Annotated in this window: 10 protein-coding genes and 3 pseudogenes; 4 read left to right on the top strand and 9 right to left on the bottom strand. The window is 65.7% G+C overall.

Annotation, left to right across the window (positions count from 1 at the left end; genetic code table 11):
• Nucleotides 1-11: 11 nt before the first annotated feature.
• Genes OG558_RS24055 through OG558_RS24045 form a run of 3 tightly spaced genes read right to left on the bottom strand, consistent with a single transcriptional unit; the run spans nt 12 to nt 8,305 of the window.
• Entirely contained in the window at nt 12-2,675 is a 2,664-nt protein-coding gene (locus OG558_RS24055) for a hypothetical protein (RefSeq protein WP_405065010.1), read from the bottom strand.
• Nucleotides 2,676-6,056: a DUF6603 domain-containing protein gene (locus OG558_RS24050; protein ID WP_405065008.1), complete on the bottom strand. Its 3,381-nt coding sequence runs from the start codon at nt 6,054-6,056 to the stop codon at nt 2,676-2,678.
• Nucleotides 6,056-8,305, bottom strand: a complete 2,250-nt coding sequence (locus tag OG558_RS24045; protein WP_405065007.1) for a hypothetical protein — start codon at nt 8,303-8,305, stop codon at nt 6,056-6,058. Before OG558_RS24045 ends, OG558_RS24050 begins: the two co-directional genes overlap by 1 nt.
• 289 nt (nt 8,306-8,594) lie before the next feature.
• On the opposite strand from OG558_RS24045, the gene OG558_RS24040 reads away from it, so the two are divergent.
• The 4 genes and pseudogenes from OG558_RS24040 (at nt 8,595) to OG558_RS24025 (ending at nt 14,142) form a co-directional block, all read left to right on the top strand.
• The gene (locus tag OG558_RS24040; protein WP_405065006.1) at nt 8,595-9,725 is read left to right on the top strand and encodes a M12 family metallopeptidase; all 1,131 of its coding nucleotides are present in this window, start codon (nt 8,595-8,597) and stop codon (nt 9,723-9,725) included.
• A gap of 733 nt (nt 9,726-10,458) precedes the next feature.
• Nucleotides 10,459-11,649: pseudogene (locus tag OG558_RS24035) on the top strand (IS701 family transposase).
• 64 nt (nt 11,650-11,713) lie between these two features.
• The gene (locus OG558_RS24030; protein ID WP_405065004.1) at nt 11,714-13,720 is read left to right on the top strand and encodes a reverse transcriptase domain-containing protein; all 2,007 of its coding nucleotides are present in this window, start codon (nt 11,714-11,716) and stop codon (nt 13,718-13,720) included.
• 188 nt (nt 13,721-13,908) lie between these two features.
• Entirely contained in the window at nt 13,909-14,142 is a 234-nt protein-coding gene (locus tag OG558_RS24025; RefSeq protein WP_405065003.1) for a hypothetical protein, read from the top strand.
• A gap of 24 nt (nt 14,143-14,166) precedes the next feature.
• On the opposite strand, the gene OG558_RS24020 is transcribed toward OG558_RS24025, so the two are convergent.
• From OG558_RS24020 to OG558_RS23995, 6 genes and pseudogenes are all read right to left on the bottom strand, one after another.
• A complete protein-coding gene (locus tag OG558_RS24020) occupies nt 14,167-14,706 on the bottom strand; it encodes an IS630 family transposase (RefSeq protein WP_405065001.1) in 540 nt (179 codons plus the stop codon).
• A 205-nt stretch (nt 14,707-14,911) separates the two neighbouring features.
• Nucleotides 14,912-15,019: pseudogene (locus tag OG558_RS24015) on the bottom strand (IS630 family transposase); the annotation flags it as partial.
• 33 nt (nt 15,020-15,052) lie between these two features.
• Nucleotides 15,053-15,247, bottom strand: a complete 195-nt coding sequence (locus tag OG558_RS24010; protein ID WP_405065000.1) for a helix-turn-helix domain-containing protein — start codon at nt 15,245-15,247, stop codon at nt 15,053-15,055.
• A gap of 294 nt (nt 15,248-15,541) precedes the next feature.
• A complete protein-coding gene (locus OG558_RS24005) occupies nt 15,542-15,868 on the bottom strand; it encodes a hypothetical protein (RefSeq protein ID WP_405064999.1) in 327 nt (108 codons plus the stop codon).
• A gap of 498 nt (nt 15,869-16,366) precedes the next feature.
• The gene (locus tag OG558_RS24000) at nt 16,367-16,615 is read right to left on the bottom strand and encodes a recombinase family protein (RefSeq protein WP_405072211.1); all 249 of its coding nucleotides are present in this window, start codon (nt 16,613-16,615) and stop codon (nt 16,367-16,369) included.
• Nucleotides 16,615-16,695, bottom strand: a pseudogene (locus OG558_RS23995) (hypothetical protein); the annotation flags it as partial. The gene OG558_RS24000 and the pseudogene OG558_RS23995, both read right to left, overlap by 1 nt.
• Nucleotides 16,696-16,743 lie beyond the last annotated feature (48 nt).

The following is a 16,743-nucleotide window of genomic DNA, read 5'->3' as shown; positions in this document are numbered from 1 at the left end:
CGTCCGCGGGCTCATGTCGTTGCTCCGATCAACGCCGAGCCGCGGATGAGCACCCGGTACGGATCGGCGAACGCCGCGTCGGCGAACGCCGCGCCATCCGGGAAAGTGTCGGGATGCAGCAACACGGCTTGGTGATGCTGACTCATCCCCGGCTCCGGACCACTGCGGAACTGAACACCGTGCGGCGGCTCCTCGAGCACTGCCCAGAACCGCCGGCCTTGCGATGGATCGAGGTCGAACCCGAAGAACACGATCTCTGGCGTCAGCGCGCCTTGGAACGATGGCTGGATCCGATTGGCGAGGTCGGCCGGCGCATCCCAGTCCGGCTCGCCGCCGACCTGCGGTGCCGGCGCCAGATAGACCACTGTCTGCGGATAGCGACGGAAGAGGGTCGTCCGGAGGACAAGCACCAGATCGGCGCCAGCAGCTGCCGGGGTCTGATGTGATGCATCGCCCACCGCCGAGGCATCCGGCCACAGATGTACGCCGACGATGTCGTCGAGGAACGTTTCGGCGGCCGGATCGGCCCGGGACCAGAACTGCCGCATCGGCGTACAACCCGTCCGCACCGGAATATTCCGGAACCGAAGCTCACCGATGGTCTGGGTGTTCAAGCCGAGCAGATACGAGTCGACGAAGACCGGATTGGTCTGCATTGCGACGACAGAGTCCATCGCCATCGTGCCCGCTCCGGGCATCAGCCAGTCCGGGTCGTGGTCCCGCAACAACTGCCATGCCGGGATATCCAAGTCGGGGCACAGCTCCGGCGGGGTCAGCGGCTGGTCATCGATGCCGCCGATGGTGCCAAGCACGCGATCGATCACGAACGGCCGCGGCAGGGTGGGGTCGATCGCGTCCTTCACAGCTGTCGCCAGTCTGCCTAGATCGACCGGGCGGCAGGGACGGTCAGGCTTGTCGGTGATCAGGTCGTGGGCCAGGCCGATCAATGTGTCTCGATCGAGATCGGCCTCGTCGGCCTTGAGCCGGCGCAGTGCGCGGAGCAGCTCGACGTCCGAGAGTCGTTTGCCCTCGGCTGGGTCGAGAATGGCCAAGATCTCGGCGAGTGGGATCCGCTGTCCGCTCTCAGCGCGGTCGATCCAACCTGCCATCGACCGGTCGAACTCCTGGACCGTCGACTGGCTGTAGGGGGTTCGATCGAACCGCTCGACGAGCTCGCGGAGGTTTGCGTACGGCACTCGGCCAGTGTCCAGGGCTTTCCGGAGCTCGTCGTCCAGTGAGTTGAGGCCGAGACTCCTCAGCCTGTCCGCGTGCGGAAGCGATCCGGGGGCGCGGGGCGGTGCCGGCGGGCAGGTATTCGCCGAGACGAAGACAGCAGCCGGATCGTTCGCGCCCGGCCTGGCCAGGGCGGTGCGCGCCGGGCCTCGCCGTAACATGCGGCGAGCCGCGGTGGAGAAAAGCGCGGCCGGAAGAGGGCGATCCGAACCGGAGATGGCGGTCAACGCCGTACCGGTCGGAATCATCATCCGGCGAAGCGTCGGACCGAACACCGCCAGTGCGCGCAGCGGATCCGCGGGCAGTCGCCGGAGCCACAGCGACCGAGCAGCACTCAGCCCCGCCGTCAGGTGCCTGATCCGGGCAGCGGCCTCGCCGAGCGCTCCGGCCTGCACTGTGGCGACGTCCGAGATGAGATCCTGCGCGTCGATCCCGTTCTTGGATCCCAGACCAGCGGCGGATCGCTGCCGAGGGTCGGATCGGAACGTGACTCCCCACCCGGTCGCCGTGGGATCCTCCACCCACGCTGTTCCGTACTGCGGCAGCGACACCACCGGCCTCCGGGGATCTAAGAGGGGGGCGGTGAGCACGGTCATGTCAGCGGCAACAACTGCCGGAACCGCGTCGTCCTCGCTGCCGATGGCCGTCAAAGCGCCCCGCGCGAGCTCGGGCGGCGCGAGCGGCAGCGGACCGTAGGTCAGCGGCGCGCGGCCCAGTTGGGTGGTGACGATGCCGGGCCGCAGGCGGGCAGCCAGGGTTGGGAAGTCGCCGGCCTCGCCGGTCGCGAACGTCCAGTAGTGCATCAGCGGGAGCGTGACGGTCGTGTCGCCCTCGTTCCAAGCAGCTAGGCCTTGCGGGGTGAACGCCGGCACCAAGACCGCAACGTACTCGGTGGACTTGTCCAAGTTGCGGGGCGACAGCAACCTCGCGACTTCTCGCTCGCCGGGATGGTCGACATCGTCCTGCCCGTGCGCCCACCGACTGGAGTCCTTCAACGGGTGTGTGTCCAACGCGGCGCCGGACAATGTCACCATCCCGCCAGGCTGGATCGACACCTCGGTCGGCGTTCCGGTGACGAGTACCAACCAGGGCCGTAGCGCCCGCGATTCCGGTCCGAACGGTAGTTGCGGGGTGTAACGCCATTGGAGGTCGCCGGCCGCCAGTTCGACGTACGCGCAGGCGGTCTCCTCGAAGTCGAGCGTGCCGGGCGGCGGCACCATGTGCAGGACCGCGCCAGACTGGGTTCGGTCGACGTCACCAGGCCCCAGCAGGTCGAACTTCACTACCGCCGCGGCGGAAGAGTCGTGCGGTGGCTCGGAGTTGCGCAGGGTCAGACCCACTTCGCCGGTGAGTCTGCCGCTCGGCGTCAGAGTCGGGCCGCTGACGGCACTGAACGTGCCAGGCCGCCGCCAACCGAGGAAGTCCAACCGGACGGCGGCCACTCAGATCACCCCCAGATCGACGAGGTCGTTGACGTGCAACGCAGTCTGCTTGCGAACCCGCGCTTGCTGGTGAGCCTCGCTGACGCTCAGCCCGCCCGCCACGACGGCTCCGTTCGCGTCCCGGACCGCGAACTGTTCCTCCACCACCGTCAGATAGGGCGTAGTCGTTTTCGCCTGCGCGGCGCCGGTGCGGGCGCGGATTCCAGCCAGCACGACCGCGGCCATCGGCAAGGCTTCGGAGACGAACTGATCCCGGCTCGGCAAGCGGATCTCGATGACTGTGACATCATGCCGTACGGCGGTCGAAGAAGTGGACGCGCCCATCGAGATCCGTGCCCCGGCATCGAGCTTCTCGAATCCTGGCCGGTTCAACGCCTCGGACTGGCTGAGGTTCGCGAATGTGCCCGGCGCGAACCAATCCTGTGCCGAACCTCCACCGCTCGACACCGTCAATTCGACCCGCTGGCGCTCGGCCAGTGGGGAGCCCTCGAACCGGTCGAGCAACAGGTTCAGCGGAACCCTCTTCTGTGCCCAGCACAGCGAGCCGAGCGGAGAGACCAGAGGGTTGTCACCCGGCACCGACGGACGCGGTTTCTGAACTACGTGGGGATCTGTGCCTCCCTCGGGACTGAGATTCGCAGGATCCGACAGGTCCGGCCCAAGAGCCTGGGCGACACTGCTGACCGCGGGCGGGGCCGGTTCCGAACTGCCGCCAAGGGTGATGGTCGCGTCCGCGCAGATGTCGAACCACAAGATCTCGAAGCACGCTTTCCCGGTGAGTGTCACCGGACCTGGCCCGGTGATCGTGCCCTCCAGCCGGACCCCGGCCAAGGTCGTACTGTTCCAGCGCAGGCGAACGCCGGCACTGATCGAGACTTCGAAGTGGAACGGGGAGAACTGGAATAGCGCGTCCAGAGCGAGGAAGCCGACGAGGTTCACAGGCCCCGCGGCGTATCCAAGCTCGACCCGTCCGCCGAACTGCACGGTGTTCGAGGTCAGTGCGAAGTACGCCTCGGCCCGAAAGAACACCCCAAGCGACAGGAAGCCGGGTTTCACCGTCAGCGCGAGGCGGGTCATCTCCGGGAACTGCGCCGGAAGCGGCTTGAAGTTGGGGTGGAACCCACCGAAACTCAGCAACAGGTACGGGTGATCCCCCCAGGCGATCCGCAGCGCCAGATCGCCGGTGAGGTTCAGCACCTGCATGACCATCGAGTTGATCAGGGTGGCGTCGAACTCGATGATGCGTTGGGGGAAGTCGACGAATCCGACGATGTCGAAGCGGATGTCCAACAGGTGCGGGATGCCCTTGACCGGAGGGACCTGTGCGCGGGCAGACCCAAGCAGGATGATTCGGCTCGGACCGGGGAACTCGAAGAACAGCCCGAGATCGAGGGTGAAGATCTTGAACCCGGCGATGTTGAGCCAGCTCAGTTGGACGGTCGGCCCGAAGACATGCGTCCCTGCGTGCGCGGGGAAGAGCGCGCCAAGGTCCGCCAGGATGCGGGGCGCGTTACGGATCGGGTCCTCGGCGAACAGGACGTTCCCTGCAGCGCCGGAAGTCAGTCGCTCCCGCAGGGCATCGGTGTCGGCTCGGCGATTGATGCCGACCAGGCCGCCGAACCCCGAGATCTCTAGGAAGAACCCGAGCTGGATCCCGGGGGCGAACCTGACACCCAGGACCATCACGAGCGAGGTACTGCGATTGCTGTCACCCGGCTTGCCGGTCAATTCGTGCAGGCCGAAGGCGGTGATCTCGAAGCTGCCGACCCGAACGTAGACGACACCGCCGTACCGCTCGTTCGGGCCGCCGGTGAAGTCGAGGTAGCCACCGCCGGTGAACGGACCGGCGGTGATCTGCAGACCCGCGCCGGTAGGCGGCAGGAAGCCGACGTAGCTCCTCGAGCCATCGACAGTCCAGTATCCGACCCAGCCTCCGAGACCATCGGCGACCAGGATCACCGGCCCGAGTCGGACAGAGATGTGGAACCGGACCTCGGCCCGGACATTGAAGTCGTCCTGTGTCGCCTCGATCGGCACATGCAGCCGAATGCTGTGCAGGGTAAAGCTCACCGGCAGCTTCTTGCCGAACTCCTTGTCGATCCCGAAAGTGACGTCGAGACCGCTGCTCAAGTTGAGCCTGACTCCCAGGCTCTCGATGTAGGCGATGTCCAGCTCGAGCGCAAACCGAAGACCGTCCCGGAAGACGGTGTCGCTGATACCGAACGTGCGGAACCACCGGTTCGTCAGTACTGCCGAGAAGCCGTGCACGAAGCCGCCGATCTCGAAGATCGGGTGGTCCTCACGCAGTTTCAGGTAGAGACCGAGGTCCTGCACGATCAACCGGGTGTCGTACGGCGGACCGAAAGAGATGTCGGGCCGGCCCAGACCCAGATCTCGACCCAGGCTGACGACGACCGGATCACCCGGTCCGGGCTGTTTCGACGGGTCGAGAACGAATTGCCGGAACGCGCCGTGCCACTGGCCGTCGTACCCGAACCCAGCGTCGACACCTGGCTCCACCCGGACGTACCAGTCCGAACCTAGGTCGTACTGCCAGACGTCACCCTCGATCGCGACCGCAAGCCACATCTCGAAGACGGTCCGCGCACCGCCGCCCGGCTTCGGCAACCGCTGCGATCGGATCGCCAGCGTGCCGGTCAGGTCCGGCAGAATGTCCGCGGTGTAGTCGTAGATGTCGGCTGGGTACGGAGTGGGCTGCGCCGGATCTCCGAGTGGCACGGTCACCGAGATCCAGCCTTCGGTCGCCGCCCGATAGTCGCGCCACGGTCCCGGTGCATCGGCGACCGGGGCAGGCAGCGGGGTCACCTTCAGCTGGTCGCGAGCCAGCGCGAGGACAGTCTGCGGGGCGAGGAGCAAGAGGCCCATCAGTACGGCGGGCAACCGACCGGTCCCCGGCAGCCCGGCATCGCCGAGCAGCGCGTCCCAGAACGGCTCGTTGACGAGCGTCCCGGGATCCTGCAGCAGCTGCTGGAACTTCAGCCGGTTCAGCCTGTCAGGCTGCCCCGGCTGATGCACGACAACGCCGACCAGGCTCAGAAACGCCGCGGTACGGGGCGAATCCAGCTCGAGGAAACGGATAAGTGCGGCATCCTCGGCGTCCGCCGGATTCCCGCCGAAGGCCTTGCCTGCCACGTCCTGCAACTTGGCATGCCAGTGATCCATCGCCTGCGCCCAACTAACCGGATCTCCTGCAGCGGACACAGCCGCCGCCCGATCTGTCAGCTCCGCCAGCGCGGTTCGGGCGCCGGGCAGGTCGGGACCAGTGAGCGGTGGCAGGGTGGACTGGTCTCCGTCCAACGCCGAGCGCATGGCATCGCAGAAAGCGTCGGTCAGGGCCTCGATCATCGGCCGCTCGGACATCAGCTCATCACCACCGAAACGTCCGCGTGATGGCGCCCGGTGTCACTGGAGGCGTCTCCGACCGGGGCGATCAGATGGTGATGCACGGTCAGCGGGCCATTGCTGAACTCCAGCATGGAGAACTGCGGCAGACCGACGAACATTCGCCCGACGCGATGCAGGTCACCCGCGCGAAGCGCCTTGACCATTTGATAGGACTTCACCGGATCCCAGGTCGGCCAGGCCGGTGCCGGTGCAGTGGCCATGTCGTTCGCCAATGGGCCAGCCGGGGGCAATGTCTGGTCGTCGACGGGTACGACGGTGTACGTCCAGTCCCCCGCCGGCAGCCCGTACGCCGCGGCCACGTCCTCCGCGATGACGGCGGGAGTCTCCTGTCCCGCTCGGAACACCCGTCCGAGAAGCACATCGGTCAGGTCGTCGTACGGCAACGAAGCGCCCGCCGGTGGTGCAGCCGCCAACTTGGAACGGTCAGCCGCGCTCAGTGCCAGGTAGCCACGCTGAGTGCGCGGCCGCTCGATCCCGAGCCGCATAGCCAGATCGCCCAGGAGATGCAGCACCATGGTCTTCGCGTCGGCATTGTGAGCGGAGCTGGACGTGACCATGGCGGCCGTCGACGTAATCCCCAGACGCGTGTACGACGAACGCGCAGTACCGCCGAAATGTACGTCGCCTCCGAGCAACAGCACCGGACCATACGCACCCACGCGGCGCAGCAACTCCTGGTGGTTTGCCGTAGCACCCGACCACGACTCGAAGTCGGTGTAGATAGCGCCGCCCGGTAGCAGCCCGGATGCCGGCTGGACGTCGTGCTCGATGACGTGGGTACCCAACGCAGGCGATGGGGTGACGATGACGGTCAGGTCAGCCGGCCCGAGTCCAGCCGGGCCGGGCAGCATCATTCCGAGAGCGGCGACGCTCGTCCGCCCCGGCGGATGGTCGACTCGATGGAACTCCCGTACGGTTCGCTCGTCCAGACCGATCAGACGTACCGGCCAACCGTCTCCGGGTCCGAGCTCGAAGTCGTAGCGCAGCGCTCCGGGAACAGTGAGGTCCCGCAGTACGGACGGCGGCGCCGGGGGTGCCGCGATCGGGAGTCCGAGCAATGCCCGGGTCGCCGGCGAGTCCGGACTGCTACCCGTCCAGACCGCCGCTGCGAGCGCGGCAGCCTCCGGAGTGCCGGCGGCGGCGAACCGTTCCGGCACGTTCCCCCAGTGCTGACACACGAGGTACGCGAGCAGCCCGTTGCTGACCACGCGAGTACCAGCGGGATCCGGGTAGACAGCTGCGGTCCACGCATAGTCGAGGTTCCAGTCGTCCGTTACCTCGTGGTCATCGAGGACCATCATTGACGGCACGGTCGCGAGCACCTTGCGAACCGAAGCCAGTCCAGCACGGAATGTCGACACGACGTCGCGCTGCTCGTTCCAGCTTCCCTCGTCCAGTTGCGCGGCCGGATCCAGATCGGTCCCCGGGATCACATCAGTCCACGCAGGCAGCACCGCCGGCCAAAGGACATCGGACCAATAGAGCAGATAAGTCGCCAGAAACTCGCCGAGAAGCCACAAATGGTTGTCCGCGGCTGATGAGGTGAGCTTGTGCGCCTCCGACGGCTGTTGCCTGCCACCGATCCTCGGCAGCGGCAGGAACGGTGCGGCATCGTCCACGTCGACGAGATCCTGACTGATCCGCCGGATCCGAGGTACCAGCACCGACGGCACCTCGTCGGCATAGATCTGATCGCCTGACATCACGAGCAAATGCGGCCGCGCACTCGGTTGCGCCGTAGCGATGCGCTCCTGGATCACCGCGTGCGCCTCGGCGAGTCCGTCTCTCCCATTGCCGTGCACCTTGCGGCAGGACGTATGGATCAAGACAAGTTCTTCGATGGTCGCAGGCGGACCCGGGAACGCGGGTCGCAGCGAGCCGATCGCCACCTCCGCCCAGTTCGGCTCCGGCCAACCAACTGAGGTGAGTCGATACTCGTACAGGACACCAGCAGCGAATGTTCCGCCGACGGGCGATCCACCTGTCAGCACTGCCAACCACAGCACCCGTCCGACCCGGGTCGGCGTAACCGTCGCAGCCGCGATCTCCGTCTCCGGCTGATTCGCGATCCGCAGGAGCAAGGTCACCGGATCCGGGCGACTGACCGCGATCCAGACAGAAGCTTTCGTCCGGGTGACGCGGCGCAGCACCGGCCCGGCCACGATCCCGGGCAAGGCCGCAGGCACCAGCGGTACGTCGTCCATCAATCCCCCCGACCGCCAAGCCGACCGGAGATCCAGCCCCTCCGCCCGGTGGGTCACCCTCATCGTGACCCACCGGCCCGCCCAGTTCAACGGTTCGGCGAGAACCCAACCTCAATGAAGCACTTGTTGGGCCGGTGACATAGCAGGGCATTGCTAAGGGCAACCTTTGGGAACTCGCTGCACCATTCGCTCAGGTCAAATGTTTCGAATCACGAACTGTCGCAACGCGAGCGGCGACGGCGTACGTTGAAGCTGGCGGCTCGGTCCGCCGGGGGCAAGGGGAACTTTCATGTCGCACACGGACGAGCACGTCTACGATCCACAGAACGACGATGAACTGCGGTACTGCGCGCTTCCGCAGCAACCCGAACCGGTGATTCCACCCGGTCTCGGAGCCGACCGTCTCGAAGCCATCCGACCTGCCCGGAGCAAGTGGGTGAACGGGACGGTATTGCATTACTACTTCTTCGACCGACAGACCGACGGATCGCAGATCCAGTTCCCCGACGGCACAACGAGATTCGTCTCGTGGGTCGGGGCCAAACCACAACTCGACGTCGTCCGAGGCGCGTTCGAGACCTGGACTAACCTCGGCATCGGCCTGGAGTTCCGCGAGGTCAACGACCGCTCGGAGGCAGAGGTCCGGATCGGGTTCCTCTTCGACTACGACGGATCCTGGTCCGCCGTTGGCCGCGACGTACTGATGGCGGGGATGAACACGCGCACCATGAATCTCGGCTGGGATCTCACCTCGTCGCCGTACGGCATGTCGACCGCGCTCCACGAGATCGGGCACAGCGTCGGCCTGTCGCACGAGCACCAGAACCCGTTCGCCGGCATCGTGTGGGATGAGGAGAAGGTCTACCAGTCCTTCGCCGGGCCGCCGAACGAGTGGGACCGCGACAAGACGTTCTACAACGTGCTGCGCAAGCTCGAGCCCGCCGACGTCGAAGGCTCGACCTGGGATCCGGCCTCGATCATGGAGTACGCGTTCAAGGCCGGCCTGATCATCGAGCCTGCGCAGTACAACGTCGCTGGCGTCCACCCACCGGGCACCATCTCCGCCGCCGACAAGCAGTACGTCCTGAGCTGGTACCCAACGATCAACAATGCGCCACCACCACTGGAGCCCTTCCAGTCCGTCCCGCTGTCGCTCAAGCCCCGCGGGCAGGCCGACTTCGAGCTGACGCCACCGGACACCCGCCAGTACGACCTCGCCACCTTCGGCGCCAGCGACACCGTGATGGTCCTCTTCGAAGACGTCAACGGCGAGCTCCGCTACGTAGCCGGCGACGACGACAGCGGCGAAGACCGCAACTCCCACCTCACCGCCAAACTCTTCCAAGGCCGCCGCTACGTTCTCCGCATCCGCCTCTACTACGCCTGGTCCTCCGGCCAGACCGCAGTCATGTACTGGTGAGTCAACGCCATGAGATCGGTATGGATCGCGTACGGCGCCACCTTGGTCATGACGCTCCTCGCGGCAGGCGCCGGGCGCAAACGCAGCGGATCGTTCTTCGGGATCTTCATCGACGCCCGTGACACCTGGAGTCTGACCAGTTCCAGCTCGTGCTGTGGTCGTTCATCGTCGTTCCGGTCCTGGTCGCCATCATGAGGGGAGCGCAACCAAGGACCCGGCCACCGCCTGGGACCTCAAGATCTCAGGAGAAATTTGGGCCTACTGGGGATCACGCTGGGCAGCACAACTGGCCACCGCCATCAAATCACAGAAGGACGACCCTCCGGGTAACCCGCTGAGTGCAGGCGACCGAGTCCTGGCCCGCGCGTCAGCAGGAAAGGCTCGGATGTCCGACATGTTCGCGTATGACGAAGGCACTGGCGCACTGACCCGCCTGGACGTCACAAAGGTCCAGAACTTCCTCTTCACTGGAGCGCTGGCAGTCACTTACCCATGGAACTGCCTCTGGCTCTTCCACAACGCTGCAGACCCATCGGCGCTCACCGCTCTTCCCACCCTCAGCGCAGCCGCCCTAGCACGACAGCCGTAGTTCGTGATTTGGCGGTGTGGCGGTCCCGGACGTGAGGCGGCCACCGGTCGATGATCTCGGGTTGTGTGGACTCAAGAAGATCTCGCGGTGGCCGCGGGCCAAAGCATAGACCCTGGTCGTTGGCGGGTGGAGTTCGATGGGTTGATGGCGCGGATCGCGTCTCGGTTCGCCCGATTGGAGTCGCGGCGGCTGGCGCGGGATGCGGTCGCTGGGTTGATGTCGGGGTTGGCGGTGAAGAACTGCTGGACGCTGGCCGAGCACGCCGGTCACGACTCGCCTGACGGCCTGCAGCACCTGCTGCGGAAGGCGAAATGGGATACCGACGGCGTGCGTGACGACCTGCGCCGGTATGTCGTGGAGCGGCTCGGCACGGTGGATGCCGTGCTGGTGGTGGACGAGACGGGCGACCTCAAGAAGGGCGCTCACACCGTTGGGGTGCAGCGCCAATACACCGGGACCGCCGGGCGGATCGAGAACGCCCAGGTCGCGGTCTATCTGACCTATGCCGGCACTGCCGGGCACGCGTTGATCGACCGGAGCTGTATCTGCCGCGGGTCTGGGCCGACGACACCGACCGGCGCGAGCAGGCCGGTGTCCCGGCGACGGTGAAGGTTCGCGACCAAACCGGCACTGGCCACCGAGATGATCACCCGCGCCCTGGACGCCGGCGTGAGCGCGCGCTGGGTCGCCGGTGACGAGGTCTACGGCGCCGACCCGAAACTGCGTAAGACCTTGGAGGACCGCGGTGTCGGGTATGTGCTCGCGGTCGCGTGCAGCCACCCGGTCCGCACCGGCGTCGGCAAGGTCCGCGCCGACGAACTCGCTGGCCGCCTGCCCCGCAAGGCATGGCAGCGGCTGTCGGCCGGTAACGGCTCCAAGGGGCCACGGTTCTACGACTGGGCCTGGATCAGCATCGAACCCGAACCGGGGGCAGTGCCCAGTGGCACTCTGGGGCAGCGGTGGCTGCTGATTCGCCGCAACAACGCCACCGGCGAGCTCGCCTATTATCGCTGCTGGTCACCGGCACCGGTCCCGCTGCGCGAACTGGTCCGCGTCGCCGGCCGCCGCTGGACGATCGAAGTGTCCTTGTGCGCCACGAGGCGCCTTGTCATATTCCCCATCCAGTGGGGAGGAACTCGGAGGGAGGTTCTTGGGTCTGATGACTTACCTGGCGCCGAAAGGTTAAGGGGACAACAGCATGTCAGCGAACCAGTGGCCGGGTCCAGGCGTATGGGACGGTGCGCTGGGAAGACCCGCGCGATATGGCGAAAGCTGGATTGCCTGAAGCCTAATCTCCAGACGATGAAACTTCACATCCACCGGAAAGACGTCTGAAACCGGTGTTACGCCCTGCCTCGGCGTTGAACGATAGCCGAGGCAACCTCCGGGGCGGGAAGCGATGTCCAATGAGGACATTCAAGGAGATGAGTGGGCCGCCTACGTCGCGCTGCACCGTATGACAGGGACGAACGTGGGATCGCCTACGGGGCGCGAGTCCTACGGCGACGCAGTTCCCGTAGTAGTCGCAGGAGTCACGACCTGCCAAGGAGGACGGGAAAGCCGTCTGCATGGGCGAAGGGGAACAGGTGATCGGGCACCATCAGATCGGGAGGTATGCGAAATGCAGAGCGCCGAAGCGGTGCTGGGTGTCCTCCGTGAACGCGGCAGGCGTGGCCTGCCATGTGATGAGCTGTATCGGCAATTGTTCAACCCGCAGTTGTATCTGTTGGCCTACGGACGTATCTACTCCAACCACGGGGCGATGACGGCCGGGGCCACGAAGGAAACCGTGGACGGCATGTCGCTGGGCAAGATCGGCCGCATCATCGATGCGATGCGCAACGAGCGCTACCGATTCAAGCCCGTGAAGCGGGTCTACATCCCGAAACGCAACGGGAAGTTACGCCCGCTGGGGATGCCAACCTGGTCGGACAAGCTGGTCGGCGAGGTAGTGCGCCTGCTGCTGGAGGCCTACTACGAGCCGCAGTTCTCCGACCGTTCCCACGGGTTCCGTCCCGGCCGGGGCTGCCATACCGCGCTCCGCGAGGTGGCCAACACCTGGACCGGGACGAACTGGTTCATCGAGGGAGACATCTCCGACTGCTTCGGATCTCTTGACCACGAGGTCATGGTCACGACGCTGGCGGACAAGATCCACGACAACCGTTTCCTGCGGCTGGTGCGCAACATGCTGACAGCCGGATACCTGGAGGACTGGGTCTACAACGCCACACTGTCCGGAGCGCCGCAAGGCGGCGTGGCGTCTCCGGTCCTGTCCAACATCTACCTGCACCGATTGGACGCCTTCGTCGAGACAGTCCTCATCCCGGAATACACCCGAAAGGCACGCAGGGCCCGCAACCCTGCCTACCTGGAGGTCGCGGCCGCGCTCGCACGCGCCCGCAGGCGCGGCGACCGTGTCGAAGCCCGAAGGCTGCGCAATCGCATGCGAAGCCTGCCAAGTCAGGACCCTCACGATCCCGACTACCGACGGCTGCGATACATCCGCTACGCCGATGACCACCTGCTCGGGTTCACCGGACCCAAGGCTGAGGCCGAGGAGATCAAACAGCGCCTGGCGGCGTTCCTGCGCGATGATCTCGCGCTGGAACTTGCCCAGGACAAGACGCTGATCACGCACGCCAGAAGCGGCGCGGCACGATTCCTCGGCTACGACATCACCGTCGGACACGACGATCGGCAGTTCACCCGCGGCAAACGCGCGGTCAACGGCCAGATCCAGTTACGCGTGCCCCCGGCGGTGATCAAAGCCAAGAGCGCCCCGTATCTCATGCGCGGCAATCCCGCGCGGCGGCCCCGCCTGATCAGCCGTGGCGACTACGACATCGTCAGGATCTATGGGGCGGAGTATCGGGGCATCGTCCAATACTTCTTGTTAGCCGGCAACGTTCGCCTACTGCACCGGCTGCGCTGGGTCATGCTGACCTCGATGCTGAAGACGCTGGCCTCCAAGCACCGCTCGACGGTGTCGAAGATCGCGGCCAAACACACGGCCAAGATCCAGACCCCACACGGGCCACGCACGTGCTTCGAGGCCATCGTCGGACGCGGCAAAGACAAGAAGCCACTGGTCGCACGGTTCGGTGGTATTCCACTCACACGGCAGAAGACGGCCGTCCTCGACGACCGTCTTCCGGAACGGGTCATCTACCCCCGCAAAGAGCTGGTCACCCGGCTCCTACGGGGCAGATGCGAGCTCTGCGACCAACCCGGCGAGATGCAAGTCCATCACGTCCGCACCCTCGCCGAGCTCGCCCCACCCAGACCAGCCCAACCCGGATGGAACAACCTCATGGCCAAACGGCGACGCAAAACCCTCGTGGTCTGCGCCGCCTGCCATGACTACATCCACACCGGGACCCCAGTCGCAACACTCACGGAATAGTCACTGGAGAGCCGGATGCCCGGAAACAGGCACGTCCGGTTCGGCGGGAGGCCGCGCGGAAAAGGACCTGCACACCACAGGCACCTCGCCGCGCGGCCCACCCAACCCAAGCGAGCAAGACCCTCACCGGGCTCGATCAGCACCAGGTCCGCCGCTGGACGAGTTGGCGCCGCTGGACCATCGTCGCGATGCTCGCCTACGCCTTCCTGGCCGTCCTCACCGCGACCGAACGAGCCGAAACCTCACCCTCACCAGGCCTGATCGCGTTGACCTGCAACGAGATCCACCGCCTGTTCAACACCCTCATCGTCGAGCCGATACGAGACCTGCGACACCGGCTGCGCTGGTCGACCTGGAGACGCCGACACCAACACCGCGCCCGAACCAGCCACGACCAACGCCGAGAAGCCTTCCTGGAATGAACGTCACGAATTCCGGCTGTCGTACTAGTGTCGTGAGTCGGTAATTCGCTGGCAGTAGGCGGCGAGGGTGTCGAGGATCTGGTCGGCGGTCTTGGTCCAGACGAAGGGTTTGGGGTCGGCGTTCCATTCGTTGATCCAGCCGCGGACGTCGGCTTCGACTTCGGTGATGCTGCGGTGGGCGGAGCGGCGGAGTTTGCGGTTGGTGAGTTCGGCGAACCAGCGCTCGACCAGGTTCAGCCACGACGAGCTGGTGGGGGTGAAGTGCAGGTGGAACCGGGGGTGGCGGATCAGCCACTCCTTCACCTTGGGGGTCTCGTGGGTGGCGTAGTTGTCCAGCACCAGGTGCAGTTCCAGGTCGTTCGGCACCGCGGCGATCAGCTTCAGGAAGCGCAGAACTCCTGCTGACGATGCCGGCGGTAGTGCTGGGCGATCACCGAACCGCTGCCGAGGTCGAAGGCCGCGAAACAGGCTGGTCGTGCCGTGCCGGACGTAGTCGTGGGTCATCCGCGCCGGCGTGGTCGGCATCACCGGCAGGATCGGCGCGGTCCGGTCGATCGCCTGCATCTGGCTCTTCGTGCGCCGCCAGCACCAACGCGTTCTCTGGCGGGCTCATGTACAGCCCGACGACGTCGCGGACCTTGTCCACGAACAACGGATCGGTCGACAGCTTCCAGGTCTCGATCGCGTGCGGCTTCAGCCCGAACGCCCGCCAGATCCGCGACACCGCGCTCTGCGACATGCCGGTCCTCGTAGCCATCGACCGGGTCGACCAGTGCGTGTCCTCACCAGCCGTGGACTCCAGCGTCTTGGTGATCACCTGCTCGATCTGATCGTCGGTGATCGTCCGCGGCCGGCCCGGACGCGGCTCATCCGACAACCCGTCCAGCCGATCGGCCAAGAACCGCGAACGCTACTTCGACACCATGTTCCGCGACACCCCCACCTCGCGAGCAACCTCGCCGATCGTGCCGCCGTCCGCACTCCGCCACACGATCCGGGCCCGCAACGCCAACGCCAACGACGTTTTCCGCCGCCGCGCCCACCCAGCCAGGACCGACCGCTCCTCGTCGGACAACACCACCGGATCAACCTTCGGGCTTGGCATCACCACAGTCTACCGACTAGCGCCGAATTATTGACTCAGGACACTAGATGTTGACTGATACCTGTCGCGCGTTCATTCATCCCCGCCTCGACACAAAGGACCACTCGCGGCGACCACCTACCGCCCCCTGAACTCGGTCGCTGTCTCGGCCACACGTCCCGCCAACGCACCTCCTTACGCACCTCAATCAGCGAGAGAGGATGGTTGCCAATGAGAACTTACGCGCAACAAGCGGCCGCCGGAATCCGTTACCTGTAAGGGATCCCGAGCATCATTGACAAATGATGATCAGCCTCAGAAATCAGCGGCTTCGGGTTCGAATCGGCCGGTCTCCCGGCTCATACGTTGAGCGTCAGCCGTGTGGTTAATGTGCGTGTCCCCTCGGACACCGACACTATCCACACGCGGGGCAGGCGTGATGGAGACTTCAGCCACCCGCGTGCGATGGTCGTAATCGATCGCCAGTCGAGGTGCGTCGTACAACTCAGCGAGGTCTCGCCGGTTCGCCTGATCCGACGCCCGTGCAATGTCGCCTAACTGATCAGCCATCGCCCGAATCTCCTTCGGCGTCAGCCGCTCTGGGTACTCGATCGTCGCCAGGCCAGCCTCGGCGACTCGCATCTCAGCAACCGCAGCGTGGTACTGCGAGGTCAACTCGGCGGGATCCCAGCCTGCCTCCAATGCCCGCGAAGCCTCAACATCTTCGCCTCGGCCGCCTCGATCCTCCACTTGAAATCCGCCTCAGCGCGTTCGGCCGGCGTGTCCTCCTCGACCACAGCCGCCAGCCCCTCGACCGTGGCGTCCGATACTCGGGACTGAAGAGCTTCGCAATCCAATCGTTGACCTTCGTACTGAGCTGATCCACGCGGAGTTACAAAGTCGGCTGATGCTCCAAGGCGGCACTGGATCCAGGGGCGGGGGTACGTGCCGCGCACCGACAGAACTCAGTGTTCCGGCGCATGGCCCCTTCCATCTTCCTCGTGCAGATGCTGCACCGAACCCGGCACCTGAACAGGTAGGTGTGCGGTGTCCGAACGCGAATCCGCTCGCGAGATGTCTGGTCGCGCCGGCCACCCCCTCGGCTAGCGCGGATCTCGAGCTGGACTCGCGTGAAGTCCTCTACGGAAACGATCGCGGAGTGCGCGGGCTCACGGAGCGGACGATCTTCGACGTCGGCGACTTCCGGAACCTCACCAAGTGGCCGGCCGCAACGTCTTCGGGGTCGAGTAACTCCTCGACCCTCTGCCACCGGCCATAGATCGGGAAGCCCGTGTACCGAGGGTTGTCCAGGATCGCCTTGACCGTCGACGACTGCCACCATCTCCACGCCGATGCCGCTTCTGTTGCGGAGAGTGCGCCGACGGGCAGGCCACACCTTCGGCGTTGAGTGTCTCAGCGATCGCCCTGAACCCGAGTCCAGCCGAGTACAGGGCAAAGATCCGCTCCACGATCGGTGCAGAGGATCGGCCCAGGCCGAGTCTGGCTACTGTGGATGG

Source organism: Kribbella sp. NBC_01510, assembly GCF_045040325.1.
GTDB lineage: Bacteria > Actinomycetota > Actinomycetes > Propionibacteriales > Kribbellaceae > Kribbella.
Note: the sequence above shows the minus strand (reverse complement) of the source record. Positions and strands in the feature narration are given on the sequence as shown.

Bases quoted from the DNA above. Each gene is read 5' to 3' on its own strand.
- OG558_RS24025 (WP_405065003.1), top strand. From the start codon at position 13,909: ATGCTCGCCTACGCCTTCCTGGCCGTCCTCACCGCGACCGAACGAGCC.
- OG558_RS24045 (WP_405065007.1), bottom strand. From the start codon at position 8,305: ATGGACGACGTACCGCTGGTGCCTGCGGCCTTGCCCGGGATCGTGGCC.
- OG558_RS24005 (WP_405064999.1), bottom strand. From the start codon at position 15,868: ATGCGAGTCGCCGAGGCTGGCCTGGCGACGATCGAGTACCCAGAGCGG.
- OG558_RS24050 (WP_405065008.1), bottom strand. From the start codon at position 6,056: ATGTCCGAGCGGCCGATGATCGAGGCCCTGACCGACGCTTTCTGCGAT.
- OG558_RS24030 (WP_405065004.1), top strand. From the start codon at position 11,714: ATGTCCAATGAGGACATTCAAGGAGATGAGTGGGCCGCCTACGTCGCG.
- OG558_RS24020 (WP_405065001.1), bottom strand. From the start codon at position 14,706: ATGCAGGCGATCGACCGGACCGCGCCGATCCTGCCGGTGATGCCGACC.
- OG558_RS24040 (WP_405065006.1), top strand. From the start codon at position 8,595: ATGTCGCACACGGACGAGCACGTCTACGATCCACAGAACGACGATGAA.
- OG558_RS24010 (WP_405065000.1), bottom strand. From the start codon at position 15,247: ATGCCAAGCCCGAAGGTTGATCCGGTGGTGTTGTCCGACGAGGAGCGG.